Here is a 25,990-nt window from a genome sequence, read left to right on the forward strand (position 1 = left end):
GCCTACCTCCGTAAAGTATGTTTTATCGTTATTCCACCGATTTAAGGCTTTCCGCCATATTAATCTTTTCAAGCTTGTTTTCCATCACAAGGTTCACCGCGAGATTGAATACTATCGTCAGCCCGATGCTGTACAGATAGCTCTTCATGAGTATCCTTTCCTTGAAGCATACCATGTCCACCACTATGTAGGACATTACAAAGTGCAGCAGCAGATTGCCCAGCACAAGTCCTATGACGATGCCAAGTCCCGTAAGGAAAAGGTTCTCTCTCAGCACATAAGCCGAGGTCTCTTTCTTGAAGAATCCCAGCACCTTGATCGTTGCTATCTCGCGCTCTCTTTCGGTGATGTTGATGTTCGTGAGATTGTAAAGCACGATGAATGCCAGTGATGCCGCACAGATTATGATTAGCAGTACCACATAGTCAAGGCTAGCCATGGAATCTGTCAGACGCTTTTTAAGGTCTTCAAACAGGGTCAGGTTCTTCACGCATTTCAGCTTTGCAATGTCCGTCTGAGCTTTGTAAACGTCTGTATTTTTGGGGAAATTCACATAAGCCTCATTCAGTCCGACTTTCTCGCCAAGCTGTCTTTCAAGAGCCTCATATGGAATGAAAACATAGTTGTAAACGTGATTGCTGAACACAGCTTTCACCGTGAATTCCATCACACGCATATTCTCATCGCGGAGAGTTATCTTGTCGCCCTCTTTCACGCCGTACCTGTTCATCAGGCTGACGCTGACAAGGGCTTCATCGCCTGTGGGCATTTCAATTGCACTGCCGTCGGTCTTTGTGAAGTTCATACTGCCTTTAAGCTCACTGAAATCAACAGGAGCCATAAGGCTTATGCTCTTCACCGCGTCCTTGGTCACCAAGTCCCATGAGCCTGCATACAGGCAGGCGTGAGTGGCTCCCGTGTCGGCAAGTTTTTCTTCGAGTTCTTTGGGCATATTGCCGTTATCATCCGAAGAATAAGTGACCGAAGCATCCGCTGTGACTATCTCTTCATACTGCACTACCGCGAAATCTCCCACAGAATCGGACATTCCGAAGCCCGTCAGCAGAAGTGCCGTACAGCCGCTTATGCCCACTACCATCATGAAGAAACGCTTTTTGTATCTGAAAATATTACGTATAGATACCTTGTGCAGGAATTTCATTCTGTTCCATATGGAGGGGAAGTATTCCAGCAGAACTCTCTTGCCTGCCTTAGGCGATTTCGGACGCATTAGCTCAGCCGCTGTTTCGCTCAGCTCATATCTGCATGAGAGCCATGCCGCTCCCACGGAGCAGAGCAGAGATACCAGACCTGCCAGCAGAGCCAGTTTCCAGTCAAACAGGTATTTAACTTCCAGTTCAAGGTACATCAGCTTGTAGTTTACCCATATGACCTTAGGGAAGATGTAAGTGCCCAGCGCATATCCTATGGACCAGCCCAGCAGAGCCGCACTGCCCGCGTATATGGTGAACTTGCTCATTATCGACCACTCGGAGTAACCAAGGGCTTTCAGGGTGCCTATCTGTGTTCTGCGCTCTTCAACCATTCGGCTCATGGTAGTTATGCACACCAGTGCTGCCACAAGTATAAAAAACACAGGGAAGACTTTAGCTACTTTGCCGACTATTGAAGAATCGTTCTCAAAGCAGGCATAGCCGATGTTGGTATCTCTGTCCAGCAGGAAAACATCAGGCTTTTTCAGGTCGCGGAGCTCTTTTTCGCCGTCAGCAATCTCCTGCTCAGCCTTTGCTATCTCTTCATCAAATGAGGTCAGACCGTCTTCGTATTCAGCTTCGCCGTCCTCATACTCTTTCAGACCGTCTTCGTATTCGGCTTTTCCGTCCTCGTATTCTTTCTTGCCCTTTTCAAGGTCTTTTTTGCCGTCTTCAAGCTTTTTTACGCCGTCGTTGTACTCGTATCTGCCGCTGTCAAGCTTCGCCTTGCCCGACTGATATTCCGCCCAGGAAGCATTGTACTGCGCATATCCCTGAGCGTACTGTGCCTTGCCCGCTTCAAGCTGTTTTCTGCCCTCTGCGAGAGCTGCTTTCTGCACGTCCAGTTCAGCCTGTCCTGCCGAAAGCTCTTCCTGCTTCAAAAGAAGTTCGCTTTTAGCCGCGTCAAGCTGTGCAAAACCCGCATCTATCTGAGCCTTTGCCGCCGTCATCTGCTCTGCCTGCTCAGGTGGGAGCATATCCTCCATGCCTATGTACTGACCGAAGTTTTCCATAAACTGTTGGTTCTGCTCGTTCAGCGCCGCATACTGTGCTTCTATCTCTGCAAGACCCGCATTTATCTGCGCCGTACCCTCATCTATCTGAGCCTGTGCAGCCGCAAGTTCTTTTTCGCCGTCCGTGAGCTTTTTCTCGTTTGCATCTATCTCAGCCTTGCTTGCCATAAGCTTTGACCAGGCGCTGTCAAGCTGATATTTGCCGTTAGCAAGCTGTCGCTCGCTGTCGTCAAGGGTGATCTTCGCGTCTTTCAGCTTTTTCTCGTTATCCGCGATCTCTTTTTCGCCGTCAGCTATCTCTTTTTCCGCATCGCTGAGTTCCTTCGCCGCTTTTTCAAGCTCGGTCTTGGCATCATCGAGCTCCGCACGGGCATCATTAAGTTTCTGCTGACCTTCTTCGCGGGCATCTTCAAGCTTTTGCCTGCCCTCTGCAAGTTCGTCCTCTGCATCGGATACTATGCGGTCATATCTGTCATCAGCCGCATCCTCAGCCGCCTTTTCCCAGCTGTCTTCGCGCTTTGCCATGTAGTCTTCGTATTCGTCCGAATACACTTCAAGCTCGTGGTCGAGTTTGATATACAGCTCGGAATAGGCTTCCATATCGAAAGCGCCCTTGTTCATGTATATGAATCCGTTTATCGTGCCGTTCCCGAGGGTTGTAGTGCCTCGCTCAAAATGCACGTATGCAGGGGAATACACCAGTCCCACCACGGTAACTTCCCGGGGCTTGAACTTTTCAAGGGTGTCTTCCTCGTTCTCGCTATTCACATACAGCACATCGCCCACTTTGTAGGAGGTCTTGCCGTCCATGACACACTCGCTGTCATTTTCGGGGAGCCTGCCCTCCAGTATTTCGGGCACATTGACGTTCTCAGTCAGCGAATGTACTTTCATAACAGGGGCGTTGCCGTAATCGTCCTTGAACATTATGTCCAGAGAATACGCACCCTCCGCCGCACGGACATCATCCCGTCCGCGGAGAGTTTCCACATCTTTTTCTTCCCAGCCAAGTGTGGATACTATCCTGTAATCGAAAAGCTCATGGTCTTCCATAAAGCCGCCCAGAGTACGTATCATGGCAGGGGTGGTTATCCTGACACCCGAGAAAAATCCCACACCCAGCGCGATTATGGCAAGTATCGCAGCAAAACGTCCGAATGTGCTCTTTATGTCCCTTAACGTTGAAACTCTCAGTTTTGACTTCATGAGCATCACCACTCGATGTTTTCTACATCTACTATCTCCGTGTTAAGTCTCATACTTTCAACAGTGCCGCTCTTTACCGTGATTATTCTGTCAGCCATAGCCGCCAGCGCCGAGTTATGGGTGATGACCACAACCGTCATACCGCTTTTGCGGCAGGTATCCTGCAATAATTTCAGCACAGCCTTGCCCGTGTTGTAGTCCAGCGCACCGGTGGGCTCATCGCAAAGCAGAAGCTTCGGGTTCTTCGCCAGAGCCCTTGCGATTGCCACTCTCTGCTGTTCACCGCCCGAAAGCTGAGCAGGGAAGTTCTTCATTCTCTCGCTGAGCCCCACCTGTTTCAGCACTTCTTCAGCGTCAAGAGGGTCTTTGCATATCTGAGCCGCAAGCTCAACATTTTCCTTGGCTGTCAGGTTCTGCACCAGATTGTAGAACTGGAAAACAAAGCCGATATCGTACCGCCTGTAGGCTGTCAGCTCCTTTTTACCGAACTTCGATATCTCGCGACCGTCCAAAGTTACGCTGCCCGAGGTCAGGGTATCCATTCCACCGAGTATATTCAGTATCGTGGTCTTGCCTGCACCCGAAGCACCGACTATAACGCAGAATTCTCCTTTTTCGATCTCAAAGGTAGCATCCTTCAGCGCCTGTATCTCGACTTCGCCTGTTTTATAGGTCTTTTTTACGTTTTTGAATTCAACAAAAGCACTCATTCACATTCACCCTTATTGTAAGTTTTACACGAAAATAACTTTGTTTGATTATATCATATTTTTTGGAAAAAGTAAAGTCACGAAAGACCGCGAAATCGTTTTATACATAAAACTACAAAGTAAAGTTTTCACTGCGGTAAAAGACAAAAATTTCCATAGGCTGCCATGCAGGCAAAGCACCTACAGTGTAGGATTTGTCTTCCCGAGGACATAAAAACTCCCCTGTCAGATGACAGGGGAGAATAGTATACTTATTGCTGCTGTTCAAACTTCAGACAGTCTTCCAGATTGAGCTCATACATATTGTTATATGTAGGTGCAACAGCAGGCTGACCCAGCAGTCTGTAGAACTCGTCAGAACCGTACTTCTTGATGAAGTCAGTGGTGTGGCAGTTTACAGTCAGCTCTTCAAGAAGCTTCTTCATAACAGGGCTTTCAGCGCCGTAAGCAGCTTCCATGAATACGAACATATTCTTCAGACCTGACATGGACTGGCTGGTAACGTTCTTGGCACCGTTAAGCAGGTTGGTGAACGCATTCTGAATGATGATGGTACATCTCTGCTTGTTGTCACGGCCCTCGTTTGTACACTTATCCATGTAAGCCTCAAGGTTGTGGATTATCCAGTGCTGGATCTTCTTGTTGGAAGGCGAGATGATACGCGCCTTAACAGCCATATCCAGATTCTTTCTTGTAGTCATGATGTGCTCTGCGATGATCTGACGGCAGGAAAGACCCTCGTTGATCTTGATGAGTATATCTTCAAGCTTGGGGTGTATCTGTCTGATCATCTTCTCCATCTGGATAGTCGTTCTCATAGTGTAAGTAACGCCGTCCATCAGAAGGTTCATCAGAGCTACAGCTTCCTCAATGTCAGCCTTAGCAGCTCTGTCAACAGCAGCCTGAGTGATGTTGCCGTCCAGCAGATCATCAGGATCATATACCTCACGCAGCTCGTTGAATTTGCAGTAGAACTCGTAGAACATAGGAGCAACGTCGTGATCCTGCAGGTACTGACCTACAAGCTCCAGAGTAACTGCCATGCCTGCGCTCTCGTACAGCTGGATCATCTCGGAGAGATCCTCCCACGCACGTGCGGTGATGATCTTGTAGTTGTGTCTGTCGGTAGCGTCTATCTCATAGAACAGAGTGGGGTGGAGTTCGAGGAAAGCGATTATGCTGGGGTGAACACCGCCGTAGTAAGCGTATTCCTTCCAGCAGAGGAATTCAGCGTCGATCTCGACCTTCTTGAATCTGTCCCATGTAACTATATCGAATTCGTTAACGGACTTGTTGAACTGAGGGGGGTTACCTGCGGTAACGATTACCCATCCGGGAGGGATCTGGTGCAGACCGAAGATCTTGTACTGCAGGAACTGCAGCATGATAGGTGCAAGAGATTCGGATACGCAGTTGATCTCATCGAGGAACAGTATGCCCTCACGGATGTGAGTCTGCTCCATAGTATAATAAATGTTTGCAATGATCTCCGACATCGTGTACTCGGAAACCTTAACGTCAGCACCGACGAAGTTTCTCTCAACGATAACAGGCAGACCCATTGCAGATTCTCTGGTCTGGTGAGCCATCGAGTAGGATATCAGGTTAACACCTGTCTCCTGAGCTATCTGGTCCATGATAGCGGTCTTGCCGATACCGGGAGGTCCGAGCAGGAAGCAGGGTCTCTGATGCTCGATGCTTATCTTGTACTCACCAAACTCATCTTTTTCCAGATAAGCCTTGATAGAATCGAGCACTTGCTGTTTTGCGTCTTTTATGGTCATAAGCAAAAACTCCTTCTTGCACAGAATAGTCAAAAACTATTCCAAAAATTTTCACCTAATATTATACACTATCTCCAAATCGCTGTCAATAGGAAAAATAAATTTCGGAAATGTGACTTATTTTGTTTAATTAAATATATGCAATTTGGCAAGGTGGATATTTTTACCCTCGAAAAAAGGGGCATATGTGAAAAATAACGATAGGGCTCACGAATTAAATATTAACTAAAATCAAATAAAATTATCCGTATATTACAAAAATACCCATGACGCGGGGTGCGGTTTTAAAAAAAGTTCATATAAACATATTAAGAATATTAAAAAACGAAATCATCTGCTGTTGTGTAAGTAGAAAAACTCTGTGATATTTTGTGTAATATTTCCATAAGAATCGGCTTGAAAAATAACCGATATTGTGTTATTATATACATATAAAATTGACCGCCATGAGGGAAACATATAAAATAATGTATGGCGGGTATGTAAAACCGGGAAGAATGGTGAAGAAGCAATGAGAAAATATCAGGGTAATCCGACAGCTGACGATTTTGTGAAGAGCCTTGATAGAGGTATGCGCAAAAAGCGTATAACTCTGCTTATATTGCTGGGAATACTGGCTGTCGTAATAGTCGCAGTGGCTGTTGTCCTGACGAGCATCAGCCGAAGCAACAGGATAAATATAGCCAAAAATGCAATTTCACAGCTGGATATCCAGAGTACATATAAAGATCCCGAATTTCCCGAAAACGGTGACTGGGACGAGGACGGACTCGTTAATATATCGGAGACACAAGAGGGCACCAGTGTGCAGAGCAGCGATACCGACGGCGATGGGATCTCCGACGGCGATGAGATGAAGCTCGGCACAGACCCTCTCGATCGCGATACCGACGGCGACGATATGCTGGACGGCTATGAGGTGATCTCAGGTACCAGCCCCAGACTGGATATCACCGACGGTGTCACTCCTGACAAAAACAGAGTTGTGGTTGTCGAAAAGGAACTGGACGGCTGTAAGCTACACCTCAGCGGCAATCCGAATATAGCGGGTGCTTCTGTGGAAAAACTGGATCTTTTCGGTATATCATCGAATCCCAGTGTGGTCTCGGCGGCGTATGACTATTATTCCGAGTACCCCTGCATTGAAGCCACCATTAAAATAGACGTTGATAAAAACAGGATGAAAAAACTCGGATGTGATTACGGTGATCTGAAAGTGCTCCACTTTGATGTGGACAAACAGGAATATATCCCCATAGAATCCAAACCCGACAGCAAGAAAGGCTATGTTCAGGCGACCATCACTGATCCCGGCACCTATGTGGTGGGGTGTGATAAGTCAGTGAACGAGCCTGCGATAACAAGAGTTGCATTTCTTATCGATAACTCGGGCTCCATGTATCCCAAGGAGCTCTGTCCCACTTCTTCCGAGAACGACGTGGATTTCAAACGACTTGACTTTACCGAGTCGCTGATAGATAAGTTTGACAGCGATTTCCATATAGGCATAAGCAAGTTCACGGGAACATATACCAAGATGTGCGGTTTTACTGACGACAGATCAGAACTTTATGATGTCATCAGAAGGATAAGAACTGAAGATGAGGTCTTCGACGGTACTTTCAACCAGACGGCTCTGAAAAAGTGTATAAACGAATTTACTGCAACCGGTGACGGTAAGTATGTCAATATAATCGTTATGCTTTCCGACGGCGAATCCGATGAAGTCGGCGCCGAAACCATCGAGAGCCTTTCAAAGCTTGCAAATGAGAAATCGGTAATAGTGCTGACAGTTGGTCTCGGCAGAGATATCGACCGTGCTTGGCTTCAGGAAGTCGCTTATTCCACAGGCGGAAAGTACTACTCCGCATCTGACGCTTCCGCACTCGATGACGTTTATAAGCAGATAGTCACGACCCTCAACTACGATATAGTAACATATACCGATTCCAGCGACGAAATAACAGGCTATTCGCTTTACAACACAGGCTTTGACCCTGCAAGGAACGGATTCTCTTTCAAGAATTTCAGAACTACCACCAGCGCAAGTGTTGACTTCGGCATGGCGGTTATGGCAAGAGACTGGTATCTCGGAAATGTGCAGATGTCTCTGGGCGATATCTCGCCAGCAGACCCCTCTTCACAGAAGAACGATGCCGCAGGCTATGACCTCAATGATACGGTCACAGGCAAGGCTTATGAGGAAAGAAAGACCCTCAGCGCGGTCACAACTGATATATTCAGGCATCATTATTCCAAGGTCACGGAGTATATCGATTACAGATCAAAGGGCGATACCTTAATGGTAATGGATGAATACCGCAATGACTCAGAAAAAATGGGCTGGAAAATTGTCAAGCGCAAGATAGAAGCAGGCAATCTGCCATGGTCAAAGGTCGAGCTTTTATCGCTAGATGTGGCAGAGGGCGTGGATAAGATAGCCAAAGGCTATAACTCGGACGATGCACAGCTCTGTGCGGCACTGTACAGGCTCAATGCCCTCAGGTGGGATGATGAAGCCGATGAATATAACCTTACCAGCGGTGATGAAGGCTTTGATACCCTTTGCAGACAGCTGAGCCTGGGCGTGCCCGTGGTTACTACCATAGACGATACCCACACCGTCAATACCATAGGTCTGATAAGGGATTCAAACTGCCACAGAAAGTATATCCTCAGGATCTACGATAATAACTATCCCGAAAAGATCAAGGAGCTCTATCTCGAAAAGAGACCTATCGCAAGTCTCGATATAGATGTTGAGGGCAATGTTAAAGTCATGGATCAAAGCTTCGCATACGTTGCAACGTATGAAGGCAAGACCGTCGGCGTTTCTTTCTCAGGCGTTGCAGAACACTGATAAATACATATCGGCGCGGGCATTCCTGTGCCGATATTTTTTGGTTTAATGGAGCTTCAATAGTTTCTGTAAACGATTTCCATGCATATTGCACAAATACATTGTGAAAACTTTGTGATAGATTCTGTAACCGTTTTGAGATTTTTTGTTCTAAAATACTTGACAATCTTTATAAAAGTTGCTATACTGAACACTAGGAACCAAGTATTTCAGGATTCCTGAATAAAAATAACGAAATTTGGAGGAGATCATAATGAAAATTTCCAAGATTCTTGCAGGTATGTCCGCACTGGCTATCGCAGCTGCTACAGCTATCCCTGCATTCGCAGAGAAGACATTTATTGATGAGGTTGGTCTCGATTATGTTACTGCTGACGGTAATATGGTCAAGGTAAGCCTGGGTGCAAGCCCTTATGATCCTACAACTGTAACCGCAGTTAAGCTGACTTTCAATGTTGATGATACTGAAGGCTTCGGTGGCGGAATCATGCTCAACAGCAATAAGAGCGGTTGGGATCAGAGAGACGGCGAATGGGATTGGGGCGATCCTAATTCTGAAAAGAACTTCCTTGCTGAGGGTTCTGACGGCAGCTACACTTTGATATTCACTTTCGATGCAAAGGACGCAGAGTACTGGGGTACACCTTCTGATGAACAGTATTGGGCTGAGGTATGCTTCCAGTCATGGTGGGGCGCAGATATCACCTTAACAGGTGTTGAGATTACCGGCGATGAGAAGTCTGAAGATGCTTCTTCTGCTGCTGACGTAGAGTCTTCTGCTGCTGATACTGAGTCCAGCAAGGCTGAAGAGTCCAGCAATTCTGAGGCTTCCAGCACAGCTGACAGCTCTTCTTCTTCCAAGGCTGCTACAACAAACAATAACAACACCAAGAATACTACAACAGGTACAACTGCTGCATCTTCCGCAGCTGCTGCATCTGACAACACCAACCAGGCTACAGGTGCTACCGCAGGTCTGGCACTGGCAGGTCTTGCACTGGCAGGCGCTGTTGCTGTAGTTTCCAAGAGAAAGTAATTTTCTTAAAATATGAAACTATCATTGACCCTCGCTTAAAGCGGGGGTCTTTTTTTGTTCACACTGTAATCGTTATCAGTGCAAAAATACTGTAAAAGCCTTTGAATATTGTGAAAAACTCATATTGCAAAGCTTCGTGAAAAGTGATATAATAAAAATGTAATTTGTGAGACCCGGGCAAAGTTCACGGGTATATGATATGGAGGGTATTAAAAAATGAAAAAGATACTTGCAATGACTCTTGCACTTACTATGACAGCGCTGATGTTTGCTTCGTGCGGTGATAAGAGTGAGAAGAGCGAGTCCAAGGCAGAGACTACCACTACCGCTGCTGAGACTGAGGCTCCCGCTGAGGAGACCACTCCTACTGAGGACGAAACTCCTGCTGAAACAACTCCCGAGGAGGACACAGCTAACGAAGTTGATAATTCCAACTGGAAGCCACTGGCCGCTATTGCAGATTCTCTGGAGTGCTATGACAACGCATCTCTCACTTTTGCGGCGGACAGCGATATCACAGGCATTTTCACAACTTTCTACGAGGGTTCTGACGAAGCAAAGCCCGGCGATGAAGGCTATAGCGGCGACGAAGCTAAGGTGAATTTCTCCGTACAGGAAGTCGCAGGCGTACCTATGCTCAAGTGCGATGAGGAGATCTACGATACCGAGGATACCGCGAACAACGGCCACAAGGTGCTGAAGATCAAGGCAGATATGAACAAGCTCTTTGCTTCTCAGCCCGAGCTTATGGACAATATCTTCAATATCAAGGTGGAACTGGTAGCTGTCGCTCGCGAGCAGGCTGTTTATGACGATGGACTCGGACCTGTTACTGTAGCATGGTACGGTGGAGCTATGGGCACCAATAACAACGGCGAGTGGAACGGAAATACCGCTACTATCGAAATGGCTTCCGATTCGGGCGAGGGCTGGTGCAACCAGTGGGCTCACACCGTTACTTCCGCAAGGATAGGTATCAAGGAGAATGCCAAGTTCAACCACGAGTACGAGACCAACTACACTACCGTTATGGCATGGGTGGTAAAGAGCGACATCGACCTCTACATCGCTGATATTGTATTTGAAGACGATGCAGGCAACGTTATCAAGGTTCCCGAGGGCGCTATCCCCGGCGGCGCTTCCTACGAAAAGGAAGAGCTTACTGACGCTGACTCCGATGGCATCATCGAGTATGCAGAAGACGGCACTGTTGTCCTTGAAAAATAATAACACAAGTACAAAGGCACTTCTTTCGGGAAGTGCCTTTTTGTTATCCGCGCTTTTACCTGAAACGTACTGTCAGCGCTCTTTCGACCTCCAGCTCCGTCAGTTCTCCGTTTCTGACCTTTGCTGCAAACTTCTGTCCTGCTGTTTCGCCTGTTTCTACGGTATGATCTCCTTTGTCGGTACAGCTTACGTCCCTGCCCTCTATGAGGGTCTCCAATGCGCCCGCAAGAAGTGGCATAAGCCCGTATTCGGGAAGTGCCACACTATCGCATTGGTATTCCAGATCATCCAGCTCCATGCGGCAGCTTTCGCTGTTATAAGTCATTTTCAGCCCCGCAAGGCTTTCGGGCTCCGTGAAACCGAATTCCCATATGCCTTCGCCACCCCGCCTGAGCTCTGCTTTGTACTCTCTGCCGAAATACGTTATCTCCGCTGACTTGTGGATATCCCCGCTGAGTTTCTCGGGCTTCACGGAAGCCCTCTCAGCACCGCACCCTGCTAAAATTGTCACTGCCGCCACTATCGGCAAAACTATCATCTTCATAGCTATCCCTCCAAAAAAAGCGGCTCTCCGTGAAGAAGAGCCGCCTGTGTTATTGGCATATATCAGTCCTCGCCGCCTTCGAGATGTTTCAGGAAGAATGGCAGATAAGCAAGGATATCCCTTGTAAGTATACCACGCTCGGAGCGCTTTGTGCTCAGCACCTCTGCCGCCCTGCCCATGACCATGCAGGCAAGTATGCAGTTTATCAGCGATGAACGCTTTGTCTGAGCTGTCAGCGAAGCTATAAGTCCCGCAAGCATATCCCCGGAGCCGCCCTTTGACAGCGTGGTGTTTCCGGCTGTGATGACCTCTGTTCTGTCAGCACAGCAGACGATTGTCTCCGAAGACTTTGCTACCACGGTAACACCGTATTTCTTTGAAAGGTCGTAGGTATATTTCAGCCTGTCTGCAAGTACTTCATCCTGAGATACTCCGCAGAGCCTTGCAAGCTCCCCGGGGTGAGGAGTGAGTATCACCGTTGACTGTTTCTTCAACAGTACATCTATATTCGGGACAAGGGAATTTATTCCGTCCGCATCAAGTATAACGGGTACGGGAGATTTTTCTATAAGCTCAGCCACCAGCTTCTCGGTCTCGGGAGTATGTCCCAGACCGCAGCCCAACAGCAGCGCCTTGGCATCTGCAAGACTTTCCAGTATGGCAGGAACGTTCTCCGAGGTCATGTAGCCCTCAGCGTCGGCTTTCATCTCGTTGAATGTACACTCGTACAGATTTGCTGCAAGGGAATCTATGACCTTGCCTGTAGAGCATACCTCCACCAGTCCGACACCCATTCTCATGGCAGCCGTGGCGGATATGCCCGCGGCACCTATGTACCTTCTGCAGCCGCATACGCATACCAGCTTGCCGAAGGTGCCCTTGTGAGCCCAGGGCTTGCGGGATGTGAGGAACTTCTTGCCCAGCTGAAGATCGTCCAGCATACTTGCCTTGGCGTATATCTCGTTTGCCATTATCGGGTCGTCGGACATAGCCGCCGCAGGTATACCAATATCCTCAACTCTTATATATCCGCAGAAATACTTTCCGGGAGAAAGCAGCATACCCAGCTTTTTGGCGTGCATAGTAACTGTAACGTCAGCCTGCACCGCCAGTACACCCGCCTGACCGCTCCTTGCGTCTACACCCGAGGGTATATCGCAGGCGATAACGCGCTTGGCGTAGGTGTTCAGCTTGATGAACAGCGGCTGAAGATCTCTCTCTATCTCGCCTGTAAAGCCTGTACCGAAGATAGCGTCAACGATGATAGTCGCATTGTCGATGGCCTCAGCCCAGGGGTGAGTGTTGTCGCCGTCGTAGAACATCACATCGATATCCTTGTTCAGCGAATCGAAAGCCTTAACGGCAGCGGGTGTAGTGGGCTTTCCGCAGCAAAGCACGATCTTTGTGCTGATACCCGATCTGTGCAGATGGTTTGCAGCCACCAGACCGTCACCGCCGTTGTTGCCCTTGCCCGCCAGTATAAGTACTTCGGGGGTGTCGGGCTGACCGTCAGCCATGGTTTCATGCATTACATGGGAAGCCAGCTTTTCACCAGCAGTTGCCATCAGCTGTGAAGCGGGAACGCCCAGTTCTTCCGAACGTCTTTCGCAGGCCTTCATCTGTTCAACTGTAAGTATCCTGTCCTTTATCATATCCATTCCTCCTTAAAAGCGGTATTTCCGCAAAATTTTTATATGTATGCTCCGCGTGTTCAGTCCTCTTTGGGAAAAGCTATCACTACAGCCGAAGCATAATCTTTCGTGTGAGTTATGGAGAGGGAAAAATCCAGACCCCTCTCTCTGGCTATTTCCTCAGCCTTGCCCGTAAGTTCAAGATGAGGGCAGCCCAGCTCGTCCCTGACTACTGCTGCCTCTGTCAGCTCAAACCCCCTGACACCTGTACCAAGGCTCTTTGAGAACGCCTCTTTAGCTGCCCATGCCCCTGCCATGCTCTCAGCAGGGTCGCGAAATTTCTTGAAGTACTCTTTCTCAACTTCCGCATATACCCTGTTCACAAAGCTCTCACGCTGACAGCTCTTTCGTATACGATCCACTTCCACAAGATCTGTGCCCACCGTGAAAGCAGCCATTATTCAAAGTCCTCCGACTTTTCGGATACGGTCACCTTTGAACGTATGGTGCGGGGCAGATGAGTCTTTATCACCCTCAGCATATCATCATCCGGGGTGAATATAAGTCTTACATCGCCGAGGTCGGGGTGCTTAACGTCCATGAACCAGTCGGTTATCTCGGGGTTCATAGCCGAAGCCATTATGACTGTTCTGTTGCCGTTGTCACCGCCGTTGTATTCACCGATATCTGTGGTGTCATTGACTTTTATCGTTGCCAGATGCTTTCTGCTTCTCGCTGCAATGACTTTGTCGATATCAAGGTCGCCGTTGGTGAAGATGTACTCATATTCCAGATTGAGATTCTGCATGAGATAAACACCGCCGTATACGATAACACCCGATATAAACACCGCCAGCGGCAGAAATCCGTTCAGCATCATCGTAAACATTATCACCGCAAAGCACAGTGCAACGCAGGCAAATGTTATCAAAAAGCGTAATGTACTGTCTTTTTGTGTGTTTTCTTTTCTGATTATCTGTTCCTTGAAACTGTCCATTGATACTTTCCTCCGCCCCGTGAACATCATGCCGTCGCAATTTTTGGCGGTTACTGACAAATGTTCACAGATGTAATTTACTATACTATCAAATTATACCACATTTTTTCAGTTTATGCAAGCTGATTTGTGTGATATATGTATGAAAATACCGAAAGTTCTGTGACTTTACTTGAATGAGGGCGCTTAGTGTGCTATAATAGGGGCTGTAATGTCTGAAAATTACGGAGGTGATAACTCTGACGATAGATTTCCATGTGCACTGTTTTGCACCAAAAATTGCCGAAAAAGCTATAACTCAGCTGAAAGACCGCGCAGAGATCGAACCGCTGACCGATGGTCTTATCGAGACCACTGTTGCCCGTTTCGATGAATGGGGCATCGACAGGGGAGTGCTTCTTTCGGTGGCTACCCGCCCCACTCAGGTCAAAGTTATAAACGACTGGTGTGCTGAAAATAACGGCGGAAGATTCATAAGCTTCGGTACTATACACCCGGACTATGAAGATATCCCTGCCGAGCTTGACAGGCTTGTATCCCTTGGACTACACGGTGTAAAGCTCCATCCCGATTATCAGGATTTCATGGTGGATGAGGACAGGATAGACTTACTTTATGATGAGATAGAACGCCGCGGTCTCCCCGTGATACTTCACGCAGGCTTTGATGTTTTCTCGCCCGAGCTTGTACACTGCCCGCCAGAACGTGCTATGCGCATGATAAAAAAACACCCTCACCTTAAAGTCATCCTCGCCCATCTTGGCGGAAATGACAGTCACCAGCAGGTCTGCGATATCCTTGCAGGTGTTGATGGCGAGGTGTATTTCGATACTGCATTCACAGGCAGGTTCCTCACTGATGCTCTGATGGAAAAGATAATAAGAAAACACGGCGCCGACAGGATACTTTTTGCCAGCGACTGCCCCTGGGACAGTCCCGCAGAGATAAAGAAAAAAATACTGCGGTTAGGTATTTCCGATGATGATAAGGAGAAAATATTCTCACAGAATGCCCTGCGTCTGCTGGGCAATGTATAGAATAAGCAGACTTCTTGTTTGAAAGGACAGATAAAAATGTGTAAAAATTTCAGGATAGTAATAATGACAGCCTTCGCAGCAGCATCACTGGCTGGCTGCGGTCATGTGGGCGAAGGCAAGGGCTCGGATACTGAGCCTATATTTACTTCGACCTCAGCTTTGGAAAAGCGCTCCGCACATACTACAAAGACAGCGGCTTTTGCTGTGGGTGATGTTGATGCGGATGACGAAGATGCCAACGGCGGATATACCACGACTACAACGGTGATAGGTTCACTGGAAAACGACCAGCTGTTCGATTCGGATGACGAGGTTGATGAAGATATACGTGCAACACAGCGTACCGAGGCTAAGACTTACTACTCCGTCCCCGAGCATAACGGCACTACCGGTGCGATAATGACAGTAAGCGCCGAAAAGACCACCACAACTGCCAACGGCACCATAAGTATCGAAGACCCGACGTCACGTCCAACCACAAAAGTTACCACCAAGACCACCACAACAGCTGCCACCACAAAGATAGTGCCCAATAAGCTGTTCCGTATGGAGTCTGCCATGGAGTACGATTCAAAAAGAAAATACACCGTCACATCTGATACTACGTACCTCAATCTGAGATACGGCCCCTCAAAGGAGTATGATATCAGAACTACCATACCTGATGGTTCTGCTATCACAGGCTACGGTGAAACAGTCGGCCCCGACGGAAATGTATGGGTGGCTACACTGTATAACGGCACCTCAGGATGGGTCATGAGAGAGCTGCTCAGCTACTGACAGCCGCTTTGACAGTCAAATGCAATAGAGTAAGGAAAAATGTCGAATTTTTGGCGTTAAGGGATTGACAAAATCTGCTTTATGCTGTATACTTATATAGTGTGTTATTATATTGATCTGCGACCCGCAGATCTGTACGATATTATTAGAGAATCAGGTAGGTGTTGTAAATAATGGAACAACAGAAAGAGATGAGTATACAGGAATTATTGGGTATCCTGCTGGGTCATCTGAGAATGATAATCGTTGTAACTATAATTGCAGGTATAGCAGGTTACAGCTACGCTAAGTTCGTGCTGCCTCTCCAGTATACTTCAAGTATCAAGATCTATGTTACGAACAATAATATGTCTGATGCAAATGATATCAATCAGATCAATGCGCAGGATCTTAATACAGCACGAAGCCTCGCAACGACTTATATCGTTATCCTGGATGACGCTATGATGTATGAGGCTATATCTGACAGACTTCTGAAAGACTATAATCAGGAAGACCTAAAGAATTACTTTACTATCGCTGTTGATGAAGACGGCAATGAGTATATCCCTTCAAATCAGATCAAGAGACTTATAAACATTTCCGCGGTAAACAATACCGAGGTGCTTCAGGTAACGGTTACCAGCCAGGTGCCAAAGTTCTCGGCTGATATCTGCACCTATATATCCAAGCTTGCGCCTGAGATAATCAAACGTACAACCAAGGCAGGTTCCGTTGAAACTGTTTCACCTGCAAAGGTGCCTACAGCTCCCAGCGGCCCCAATATCCCCAGATATCTGCTTCTCGGCATGGTAGCAGGCTTCGCGGTAGCAGTAGGTATCGCAATTATCTCAAGCTTCCTCGATAATACCGTTAAGAGCGGTGAAGAACTGAGAGATCGTTTCGGTGTTCCTGTTCTTGCAGAGATACCTGATATTTTCATGGACAGTAAGGGAGGTTCGAGCAAGTATGGCAAGTATTAACAGAAATCGCGGTATAGGCGGCAGAAATACTGTAAGAAGAACTCTTCTCGATAAAGAAGTTGCTTTCCCTGTAACTGAAGCCTATAAGACTCTCAGAACGAATATATCCTTTGCTCTCTCTACCAAGAAGAACAAGATATTTGCAGTATCCAGTGCTCTTGCTTCCGAGGGTAAGTCCACAGTTGCGGCGAATATTGCCATTACCCTTGCCCAGAACAATGACCATGTTCTGCTGATAGACGGCGACCTCAGAAAGCCCGTTCAGCACAGAGTATTCACCCTGAAAAACGAAGTGGGCCTCAGCACACTGATAAGCGGCAGCAACACCTTCAAGGAGATAGTTCACCACGAAGTCATCGAGAATCTCGATGTTGTTCCCTGCGGTCCTATCCCTCCCAACCCCTCTGAGATGCTGGGTTCGGATAACATGAAGATGCTTCTGGAACAGCTTTCTGCTCACTATGACTATATTGTCGTTGATACACCCCCGATAAATATCGTTACCGACGCACTGACACTTCTGGATTCCATAGCAGGTGTGCTTCTTGTTGCAAACCACGGCAAGTCCACCTACGATGCTCTTGAAGAATCCATTCAGGCTATCAAGATGGCAGATGGTTCGCTGCTTGGTATAGTTGTAAACAACGTTTCTGTATCGGGCGGTAAATACGGCGGTAAGTACAGCTATAAGTATAAGTATGGCTATAAGTACGGCTACGGTTACGGCAATTACGGCGATAATACCACAAAGCCCTTAGGGGAAAATAAAGATTAATAAAATAGCAGCCCTCAGCGGCTGCTTTTTTATTATGCTGCTTTTTTACTATAGTAACGCAGGAGGGAATTATGTTTGAAACAGAAAGAATGATATATTGCTCGCAGATAGGTGAGGGCGGAAAAGTCCGCAACAGCGGTCTTGTGGATATACTCCAGGATACCTCTGATCTACATTTGATGAACCACCCTGTTCTCGCTCCGTTTTTCAAGGAAACAGGCAGTGTTATGTTCCTTACTCACCGTCAGGTGGATATAATAAGGCGCCCTGAATACGGTGAACATATCTCTACAAAGACCTGGACTTATGAACTCAACAGAATGTACGGTTCAAGAAATACCATAGTGCTGGGAGAAAAAGGCGATGTGTGCATAAAGTCCATCGCAGGCGGTGCTTTCATGGATATCAGAACAGGCAGACCTATACGCGTTTCCGCAGACCTCATTGCTCAGGTGAAAAGCTACGAGAAACTGGAAATGGAGTACCTTCCGCGTAAAATAGCCGTCCCTGATACCGACCCCGTCATAACCTGCCAGATGGTCATAAGAAGAAGCGATATCGATATGAACGATCATGTCAATAACGCACGCTATTTCGACATAACCGATGAACTCTTCCACGAGTGCTATAACGCAAAACGCCTTCGCGCCGAGTATAAATTCCCGATAAAGCGCGGCGATGCAGTCTTTGCTGACAGATATGATACCACATCGGGCTGCATCATTTCTCTCCGTGATGATTCGGGCAAAGTCTTCTGCAATGTAGAGTATACTCTCTGACTTACGATAAGACTTTTATCTGTTCTTCCTCGGTACTTGACAAATGACAAAAAATCGGTTATAATTAAATCATACATCAACAATAGGATTACTAAAGCAATTTTCAATAAAGCAGTCAGGAGGGGCGGCTATGAAGATCTCCACAAAAGGAAGATATGCACTCAGACTTATGACAGATCTCGCAAAGCACAAGGAAGACGGTTATGTACCCATCAAGGTGATAGCAGAAAGGCAGAACATCAGCGATAAATATCTGGAGCAGATAATCTCTATACTCAGCCGTGCGGGCTATGTGAGAAGCATACGCGGTGCAGGCGGCGGATATACTCTCGCTTATCCTGCTGAAAAATATACAGTAGGTATGATACTCAGGCTGACTGAGGGCAGTCTTGCACCTGTTGCCTGTCTGGAGACTGAGGAGAACCTCTGTGAGCGTGCTGAAGCCTGCCCCACCTTATTTATATGGGAGAAGCTGTACGCGGCTATAAATGATGTTGTAGACGGCATCACCATTGCAGATATCGTAGAAAGAGATATCAACGGCGCTGACCTGTACAGCATCTGATACTTTAAATAGTGTAAAAAATTCGGGGGATATCCGTACTTTTAAAGCGCGGTCATCCCCTTTATGTTTGCTCATTCAATATATACTTATCAAATATCAAAAACGCCATAGCACTTCTGAATGGTGTATCAGAAACACTACGGCTGAGATCGTACTATTATTGAAGAAATTTTTCAACGTCCCTTATCCACACATCGGTCCGTCGGATCGCTTTGTAAACATGAGGGTCGCCCTTGTAGCAGAGGATCTTGATATCGGGATAAAGTTCTTTCAGTCTTGCGGCAGATTTCATGCTGATGACCTCGTTGAACAGCGTCCCGTGGATATAAAGCATCCTGCTGTGATATTTCATTTTGTCGGTGATACTGTTGCTGCAAACACTGTGCATCACGTTCCTGACAGTTTCTTCGTCCATGTTATCGGCGACTTTCAGAAAATCATCCATGTATTTTTGTGGCAGAAAATGCTCTTCGCACTTTGTCAGTGTCTTTTTGTCGCGAAGTTTTGTTTTTTTCAAAATCGAGAGGTAATTCAGCGTCATGATCTTTTCGCATGGCTTCGATACAGGCATGAGCGGTGCTCCGTCAAGGATAAGATCATCTATACCTATCCTGCCCTTTGCCATTATCTCAAAGGCTATCGCCCCGCCAAGGGACATACCGCACAGCACCCTGACTTTGTCTATATCCATGTCATGCAGTGCCTTGATGATATTATCCGCTTCCTCTTCGATGGAGATGAACCGTGTAGGTCTATCCTCGGTGTGACCGCTGAGTTCGGGCACGATGACATGGTAGTTTCGGCTGAAATATTCTATCTGATCTTTCCAAACCTGCCATGGCGTCATCATACCGTGTATCAGCACCATAGAAGGGGAGTTCTTGCTGCCGAAGCTGTGTATCATGTTCACGATCTCCTGTATTTGTCGTTGTCTTTCTTTTGTCTACGGCGTCTTTTTGTTTATTCGCCGCTGCGGATGATCGAAGAAACAGCAGGTGGTTTTTTATTTTTTTCTTCCCCGCTATTTCTTTGATGACCCTTTGTTGTTTCCTTGGTTAATATTATAGCTCAAAAAATTCAGCGGGTCAAGCAACCTTTGCGGGCAGTTGCGCAACAGAAGTTGGCAATTTTGCAGATCAATGCTTTAAAACGTAAAGTCATATCCCAACCGCAGACTAATTAATGTACGCAGCAGGGGAGAATTTACTGTTTGTTCATAAATGATATCGAATGGTGTGGTATAATATATGTGTTCACCACAACCTTAAAATTAAGGAAAGACGGAGGATAAGTAAGATGAATATAAAAGTACTGGCTGCCCTTGCAGCGGCGGCAGTTATGGCTGCAAGCGTTACTGCCTGCGGCAAGAAGACAGACGATAAGGATAAGACTTCCGAAAGCAAGGCTGAATCTTCAGTGGCTGAAAAGGACACTGAAAGCACCCCCGAGGAGGACAGCGCGGCTGAATCTTCTGAGGCACCCACAGAATCAAAGCCCGAGGAAGAGGAAGAAAAATTCAATTACATAGGCGAAAAGGACGCCAAGAAAGCTGATTATTCCGTTAAGCTGACAAACGGCACTGAGCATGAGATAATTGGATTTGCCATAAACTACGGCGATGGCGAGTACAGCGAAAATCTGATACCTGATGGTGAGGATTTCGAGATAGACGAAGTAAGGCTGTTCAACTGGTCTCACACTGTATCCGGCGATGTTATGATGCTGGGCGATTTCAATGTTGAGATAACTCTCGATGACGGTCAAAGATTCGAGCTCCACGGTTTCCCCTTGACAGATATGCTCTCTGCCGAGATAAGACTGATGGACGAATACGCTTTCCTTGTTTACACAAACAAGATAGGCGACGTAAAGGATACCATGAAGAAAGAGGCTGACATCGTGGAAGACGAAAAGGAGAAGGAGGCTGCCAAGACCTCTACCACCACTGAAGCTCCCATACCCGAGCCGGAGCCCGAGACTGATACTGAGCCTGTGACCGAGCCTGAACCTCAGCCCGAGCCACAGACTGATACCCAGGCAGAAAATTCTCAGGCTGAACAGCCACAGGTTACCGATCAGCAGAATGTTGATGAGCAGACCTGGTAAAATATGATGATATCGGAGATCGCCCTGCGGCGGTCTCCTTTTTTTGCATAAAAAGAGGGACAGTCATGCTAAAAAAGTATAGCTGTCCCCGATATTTTATTCAATTGTTTTTCAACGTCAGACCTGTTCAAAGATGATGCTTTCAAACTTTCCGCCAGTGACCTTTACAAGGTCTTTCGGGTCAAGGAATATCTGCGAGCCCAGCCTGCCGCCGCTTATGATTATCTCGCTGAAATTTTCAGCCGAGCTGTCAACCACGGTGGGGTACTGCTTTTTCATGCCAAGGGGCGTACAGCCGCCTCGGATATAGCCTGTCACCTTGTTGATATCCTTCACGTGTATCAGCTCCACGGATTTTTCACCCACTGACTTGGCGGCCTTTTTCATATCCAGCTCCTCGTCTATCGGTATCGCGAAAACATAATATCCGCCGCTTTTTCCCTGAGCCACCAGCGTTTTGAAAGTGCTGTCATGGGGCTGACCCAGCATATCCGCGATGTGTACCCCGTCAATGAACTCCTCGCATTCATAGGTGTTCACCTTGTATGCCACCTTGTTCCTGTCCAGTATCCTCATCGCATTGGTCTTAACGTCCTTGTCCTTTGCCATTTTTAACTAGATGCCTCCACTGTGTGGGCGATTATGTCAGCACACATATCATAGCCCAGCGCGCCGCTGTCCAGACAAAGATCATAGCTGAACTTTGTGCCCCACTTTTTATTGGTATTTGAGTTGTAGTAATCTCCGCGCTTCTTGTCGTACTTTTTCAGGCGTGTCTCCACCTCGTCCGCAGGAATATTGTGAGGTTCGCTCATTGCCGTCTGCATACGCTTGTCAAGAGAGGAGTATATGAAAACGTCCAGGGTCTTGACCTTGTTTTTTAGTATGAAATCCGCGCATCTGCCAACGATAACGCAGGGACCTTTCTCAACCAGATCATAAACGACCTCAGTTTCAGCCGCAAAGATCTTTTCGCATATATCCACCGAATTGCCGAAGATATTTATCGGCTTTTTCATAGGATTGAGAACGCTCTCCTCAAATTTTTTGATCTCTGCCATTGAGATGCCGCTCTTTTCAGCTGCCATCTCGACTATCTCTCTGTCGTAGCAGGGAACACCCAGTTTTTCAGCAACTTTCTTTCCTATGGAACTGCCGCCGGAACAGTACAGTCTGCCTATTGTCACTACCTTGATTTTACTCATAATTTTTCTCTCCTTTCGATACATCATTATCCCAAACACATCAGAGTTTGGGTGCCGGATTTTAAATTTATAATAATTATTATAAATTTATTATAGAACTTTGTCTGCGATTTGTCAATTACATATTTATTACAGTATTTTCGGTACATTTTAGCGTACAGCGGGGGAGTACAAAAAATTGAACGAATATAGAAATCTGCATTTCGAAATGCCGATTCTTCTTAGAAAATGGACAAGACACCATTGGATTTATAAGTGTAGGAGCTTGATCGGAAAAGTGCTTGGATTTAACGATCTTAACATCTTTACTACGGCTCGGGAAAGAATATCGGGCAAACTATAAGCATATTTCACGACAAAAATATGCAAAGCGAAAAATTTACTGTAGTAGGTTAAATAAATGAAAAACGGAGAAAAATTCAAAAAACTATTCCGCATAATAAAGAAACGAATACTGCTATATCTGCAATATTGCAAGTAGCGTCAGGGTATTTTTCAGGGAGGGTCTTTTCTTGTTTTTTAATTCGATAATAATATGAAATAAACTTAGCTCATTACTTTATTCATCGAAAAATCAATAAGAGGGCTGAAAATGGGAGAAAAACACCATGTCTTGAGGTGGGTCAGAAAGATAGTTTATATCTGCGTAATATCGGCACTATAAAGTGTTTTATCTATCTGAAAAAATTAAACAGTTTAAATAAATTTGTGCATTATGACAACACGCGACTATTGTCGTTCGCAGACCCTGCGAAAATCTTTAACAAACTGTACGATTGAACTATTAAACGTTTGAAATTAACTTAAATAATAAAGCAGATTATACAAAAAAGTATTACCCTTACACGGGGATTGTATTGTCATATTTACTTGCAGTGACGGGTTAAATTTGTGCAATCATACGAAGTTTTTCTTTAATTTCTCAATTAAGTGCACAGACTATTGACTTTTTGTTGGTCAAGGTATACAATAAATACACACGAAAGGTCTGTTCCTGTTTTTGGAAGTAACAGACAGACGAGATGAAAGGTGGTTTGAATATATGACGTTTGAAGCCATTTACAACATTGCGCTGGAGGTTGCGAATGCCCGCGCTCAAAGCGGAGAGTATATCGCACCCGATGAAACTATATGTGTCATCTGTTCACGTACAGGCAGGGTGTATAACGGAGTAAGTCATATGGAAATGATGAACGGAGCTCCGATGAGTGTTCATGCAGAGATCGAGGCTATGCGTAATATGCAGACTTACGGAAATGAAGTTGCAGTAGATTCGATGGTGCTGATAGATACCATCAACCGCAGCCCGATGATACCCTGTACAGGATGTGTGAACTACATACTGTCCATGAGTCCTGAAAATTCAATGGCTCGTGTGATAATGCCTGACAGAATGATAGCACTGCCGGAGTTGCTCGGCATGGGAGGTGCATATCCGCAAAACAGCGCATTCAGTGGGATGCCAAACGGTATGCCCGCAGCAGCACCCGTACAGTCAGGATATATGTCAGGACAGTTTGTACAGTCGGTGCAGTATGGTTCGGCAGCACCGGTGCCATCCTCACCGCTGACATCATCTATGACTTCATCACAGTATGAAGGCGGCAACGGCGGTACAGCCAAGAGTGACCTGCTGAAGAACCGTGTCAGCAGTCTTATGAGCGCAGCGGAGAACGATGACGAAGAAGATGCTGAATTCCTTGAAGAACTCGGCGTCGGCAAAAAGAAGAAAGGTCTGTTCGGACTGTTTGGTTAGTAGACATCCGGATAATATAAAGACTAAAATTATTAATCGGGTCTTCGTGTACCCGAGAAGAGAAAGGGTAGTTAGAATATGGCAAAATCAAAAAAGAAGAAAGAGAAGAAAAAGTTCAAGATATCACTTAACCTGGTACTTATCATTCAGCTCGCGATCATGCTCGGTGTATCGATTTTTATTACAAACACCGTAAGCAGCCGAACAAAACAGAGTGCGGATGCGCATATGGCTATGACGTCTGAAGAGCGTGCACAGGTGGTACTGAACTACGTTGAACTGTCAGAACGTCAGCTGACAGACTTTTCTAAGGCAAGACAGGTAACAGACCTGCTCAACAGAGTATATAACGAAGCCAATGGTCTTAGTGATGATAATCTTACCGCTGATGTTAAGGATATGACCACTGATGAACTCAAGAGTATCGCACAGGGATACACAGTAAGCTTCGGTTCAGAAATACCTTCATGTGAGGGTGTGTGGATAGGTACATGGGATACTATCGTACTTACACACAGCGAATCACCTGAGTCAATAGGTATGCAGACCAGAAAAGATGCTGATAAGCTTAAGGAACTTCAGGATAAGCTGTTAGCAAAAGGAACCGGTGTTTACAACGCAGGTATCATCCAATCACCTGCAACAGGTGCGCAGATAGTTTCGATGTACAAGGCTATCTACAATAATAATGGTAAGCCCATCGGTCTGGTAGGCATGGGTATCACAACCAAGGGTCTGATCACAACTCTGGATAGGATCTCCGGCGCCAACAAGGACATGAATAACGAAAAGAATAAGGAAAAGTATGGCAATTCTGAGCTTAAAGATGCAAATTACCTCATGCTTCACTCGAATTCCGCTACTTATCTTTTCGTTCCTGATGAAGATAAGATAAATACTGAAGTTGAAGTTCCCGAACTTAAGGAGCTTTGTGGAGAATATAACAACAGCAACAAAGATGATGAGGGTAAAGTTGAATACAAGGTAAACGGCACCGAATATGTTGCATCTTATATCTACATACCAAAGTATAAATGGCTGTTCCTCGTTTCGGCAGAACAGAAGGATGTTTACGCTCTGTCAAACGCCATGAGAATGTTCCTGATCGTATTCGGTTACATCCTGCTCGCTCTGACAATCGTATTCTTCCTGATCAGTAAGAGACAGGAAAAGATCAACCAGAAGCTGATATCTACCATAGCAAAGAACTCTCAGACAAGACAGTCGCTGAACACCGCGATGTTCAAGGACGTGCTGACAAACGCAAACAACCGTGTATCCTTCTCAATGGATATGGAAAATGCTGACGTAAGTGCTCAGAAGCCTTGCTACTTCATGATGTTCAATATCCTCGGATTCAGTGAGATCAACACCAGATTCGGTAACGACGCAGGCGACCGTCTGCTTGTAAGAACTGTTGAGACACTTACCGAAGTATTCCCCGGTAAGACCGTATATCGTACAGGTTCGGACGAATTCGTTGTTATGGTCCCCTCCGAGGGTGGTCAGCCCGCTCCCGATCAGGTAATGAATGATGTTAATACAGCATTCAGACAGCTGATGGTTCCCGAGAAGATCGAGAATCAGGGTGCTATCTATCCTAAGTACAAGATCGCTGTCATCAGAAGAAGCGGTCCCGCAGATACTTCCGTAGTTTCTGCACTGAAGGAAATGACTAACGTTAGAGGCGAAGCTACATACGGTATGATCGATTACCGCGAGATGTAATACGTCATAATGTTGAGTTTAAGGACCTCTTTCGCATAAGCGGAAGAGGTCCTTTTGTAACGAAAGGAGAGTTAA

General features: G+C 46.3%; 22 protein-coding genes. 12 read left to right on the forward strand and 10 right to left on the reverse strand.

What is annotated here, in order from left to right; genetic code table 11:
* Positions 1 to 28: 28 nt before the first annotated feature.
* From BM265_RS05090 to BM265_RS05100, 3 genes are all read right to left on the reverse strand, one after another.
* Positions 29 to 3,439 carry an FtsX-like permease family protein gene (locus BM265_RS05090; protein WP_242940780.1) on the reverse strand — a complete coding sequence of 1,137 codons (3,411 nt, stop codon included), beginning with the start codon at positions 3,437 to 3,439 and terminating at the stop codon, positions 29 to 31.
* Complete coding sequence (locus tag BM265_RS05095) at positions 3,439 to 4,143, reverse strand: ABC transporter ATP-binding protein (protein ID WP_074960490.1); 705 nt, start codon at positions 4,141 to 4,143, stop codon at positions 3,439 to 3,441. Before BM265_RS05095 ends, BM265_RS05090 begins: the two co-directional genes overlap by 1 nt.
* Before the next feature lie 251 nt (positions 4,144 to 4,394).
* A complete protein-coding gene (locus tag BM265_RS05100) occupies positions 4,395 to 5,927 on the reverse strand; it encodes an ATP-binding protein (RefSeq protein ID WP_074960491.1) in 1,533 nt (510 codons plus the stop codon).
* A 511-nt stretch (positions 5,928 to 6,438) separates the two neighbouring features.
* Between BM265_RS05100 and BM265_RS05105 the strand changes: the two genes are divergently transcribed.
* The 3 genes from BM265_RS05105 (at position 6,439) to BM265_RS05115 (ending at position 11,050) form a co-directional block, all read left to right on the forward strand.
* Complete coding sequence (locus tag BM265_RS05105; RefSeq protein WP_074960492.1) at positions 6,439 to 8,787, forward strand: vWA domain-containing protein; 2,349 nt, start codon at positions 6,439 to 6,441, stop codon at positions 8,785 to 8,787.
* 253 nt (positions 8,788 to 9,040) lie between these two features.
* Positions 9,041 to 9,823, forward strand: coding sequence for an NPXTG-anchored protein (locus BM265_RS05110; protein WP_074960493.1), 783 nt, complete (start codon positions 9,041 to 9,043; stop codon positions 9,821 to 9,823).
* A 216-nt stretch (positions 9,824 to 10,039) separates the two neighbouring features.
* Entirely contained in the window at positions 10,040 to 11,050 is a 1,011-nt protein-coding gene (locus BM265_RS05115; protein WP_074960494.1) for a hypothetical protein, read from the forward strand.
* Between the two features lie 55 nt (positions 11,051 to 11,105).
* Here the strand turns inward: BM265_RS05115 and BM265_RS05120 are convergent, their stop codons facing one another.
* The 4 genes from BM265_RS05120 to BM265_RS05135 form a co-directional block, all read right to left on the reverse strand.
* A complete protein-coding gene (locus tag BM265_RS05120) occupies positions 11,106 to 11,594 on the reverse strand; it encodes a hypothetical protein (protein ID WP_074960495.1) in 489 nt (162 codons plus the stop codon).
* Positions 11,595 to 11,656: 62 nt separating this feature from the next.
* Positions 11,657 to 13,246 carry an NAD(P)H-hydrate dehydratase gene (locus tag BM265_RS05125; RefSeq protein WP_074960496.1) on the reverse strand — a complete coding sequence of 530 codons (1,590 nt, stop codon included), beginning with the start codon at positions 13,244 to 13,246 and terminating at the stop codon, positions 11,657 to 11,659.
* A 59-nt stretch (positions 13,247 to 13,305) separates the two neighbouring features.
* Positions 13,306 to 13,683, reverse strand: coding sequence for a holo-ACP synthase (acpS, locus tag BM265_RS05130; RefSeq protein WP_074960497.1), 378 nt, complete (start codon positions 13,681 to 13,683; stop codon positions 13,306 to 13,308).
* Positions 13,683 to 14,222, reverse strand: coding sequence for a DUF6106 family protein (locus tag BM265_RS05135; RefSeq protein WP_074960498.1), 540 nt, complete (start codon positions 14,220 to 14,222; stop codon positions 13,683 to 13,685). Before BM265_RS05135 ends, acpS begins: the two co-directional genes overlap by 1 nt.
* A 230-nt stretch (positions 14,223 to 14,452) precedes the next feature.
* On the opposite strand from BM265_RS05135, the gene BM265_RS05140 reads away from it, so the two are divergent.
* From BM265_RS05140 to BM265_RS05165, 6 genes are all read left to right on the forward strand, one after another.
* A complete protein-coding gene (locus BM265_RS05140) occupies positions 14,453 to 15,259 on the forward strand; it encodes an amidohydrolase family protein (protein WP_242940781.1) in 807 nt (268 codons plus the stop codon).
* A gap of 36 nt (positions 15,260 to 15,295) precedes the next feature.
* Positions 15,296 to 16,039 (forward strand): SH3 domain-containing protein, encoded by a 744-nt coding sequence (locus tag BM265_RS05145; protein WP_074960499.1) that lies wholly within the window; start codon positions 15,296 to 15,298, stop codon positions 16,037 to 16,039.
* Positions 16,040 to 16,212: 173 nt separating this feature from the next.
* Entirely contained in the window at positions 16,213 to 17,001 is a 789-nt protein-coding gene (locus BM265_RS05150) for a YveK family protein (protein WP_074960500.1), read from the forward strand.
* Complete coding sequence (locus BM265_RS05155; protein ID WP_074960501.1) at positions 16,988 to 17,776, forward strand: CpsD/CapB family tyrosine-protein kinase; 789 nt, start codon at positions 16,988 to 16,990, stop codon at positions 17,774 to 17,776. The genes BM265_RS05150 and BM265_RS05155 overlap by 14 nt, the downstream gene beginning before the upstream one ends.
* Positions 17,777 to 17,847: 71 nt before the next feature.
* Positions 17,848 to 18,555 carry an acyl-[acyl-carrier-protein] thioesterase gene (locus tag BM265_RS05160; protein ID WP_074960502.1) on the forward strand — a complete coding sequence of 236 codons (708 nt, stop codon included), beginning with the start codon at positions 17,848 to 17,850 and terminating at the stop codon, positions 18,553 to 18,555.
* 130 nt (positions 18,556 to 18,685) lie between these two features.
* Positions 18,686 to 19,120, forward strand: a complete 435-nt coding sequence (locus BM265_RS05165) for an RrF2 family transcriptional regulator (RefSeq protein WP_074960503.1) — start codon at positions 18,686 to 18,688, stop codon at positions 19,118 to 19,120.
* A 157-nt stretch (positions 19,121 to 19,277) separates the two neighbouring features.
* On the opposite strand, the gene BM265_RS05170 is transcribed toward BM265_RS05165, so the two are convergent.
* Positions 19,278 to 20,024 (reverse strand): alpha/beta fold hydrolase, encoded by a 747-nt coding sequence (locus tag BM265_RS05170; protein ID WP_074960504.1) that lies wholly within the window; start codon positions 20,022 to 20,024, stop codon positions 19,278 to 19,280.
* Between the two features lie 392 nt (positions 20,025 to 20,416).
* Between BM265_RS05170 and BM265_RS05175 the strand changes: the two genes are divergently transcribed.
* Positions 20,417 to 21,226: a hypothetical protein gene (locus BM265_RS05175; RefSeq protein WP_074960505.1), complete on the forward strand. Its 810-nt coding sequence runs from the start codon at positions 20,417 to 20,419 to the stop codon at positions 21,224 to 21,226.
* A gap of 117 nt (positions 21,227 to 21,343) precedes the next feature.
* Here the strand turns inward: BM265_RS05175 and ybaK are convergent, their stop codons facing one another.
* Complete coding sequence (gene ybaK / locus BM265_RS05180) at positions 21,344 to 21,835, reverse strand: Cys-tRNA(Pro) deacylase (protein WP_074835945.1); 492 nt, start codon at positions 21,833 to 21,835, stop codon at positions 21,344 to 21,346.
* A gap of 2 nt (positions 21,836 to 21,837) precedes the next feature.
* Positions 21,838 to 22,431: a cytidylate kinase-like family protein gene (locus BM265_RS05185; RefSeq protein ID WP_074960506.1), complete on the reverse strand. Its 594-nt coding sequence runs from the start codon at positions 22,429 to 22,431 to the stop codon at positions 21,838 to 21,840.
* A gap of 1,042 nt (positions 22,432 to 23,473) precedes the next feature.
* Here BM265_RS05185 and BM265_RS05190 point away from each other — a divergent pair.
* Together BM265_RS05190 and BM265_RS05195 are read left to right on the forward strand one after the other, a co-directional pair.
* Positions 23,474 to 24,187, forward strand: coding sequence for a hypothetical protein (locus tag BM265_RS05190; RefSeq protein WP_074960507.1), 714 nt, complete (start codon positions 23,474 to 23,476; stop codon positions 24,185 to 24,187).
* A 78-nt stretch (positions 24,188 to 24,265) separates the two neighbouring features.
* Positions 24,266 to 25,915, forward strand: a complete 1,650-nt coding sequence (locus BM265_RS05195; protein WP_074960508.1) for a sensor domain-containing diguanylate cyclase — start codon at positions 24,266 to 24,268, stop codon at positions 25,913 to 25,915.
* Positions 25,916 to 25,990 lie beyond the last annotated feature (75 nt).

The sequence above is a fragment of the Hominimerdicola alba genome, from assembly GCF_900112155.1.
Taxonomy (GTDB): Bacteria; Bacillota; Clostridia; order Oscillospirales; family Ruminococcaceae; genus Hominimerdicola; species Hominimerdicola alba_D.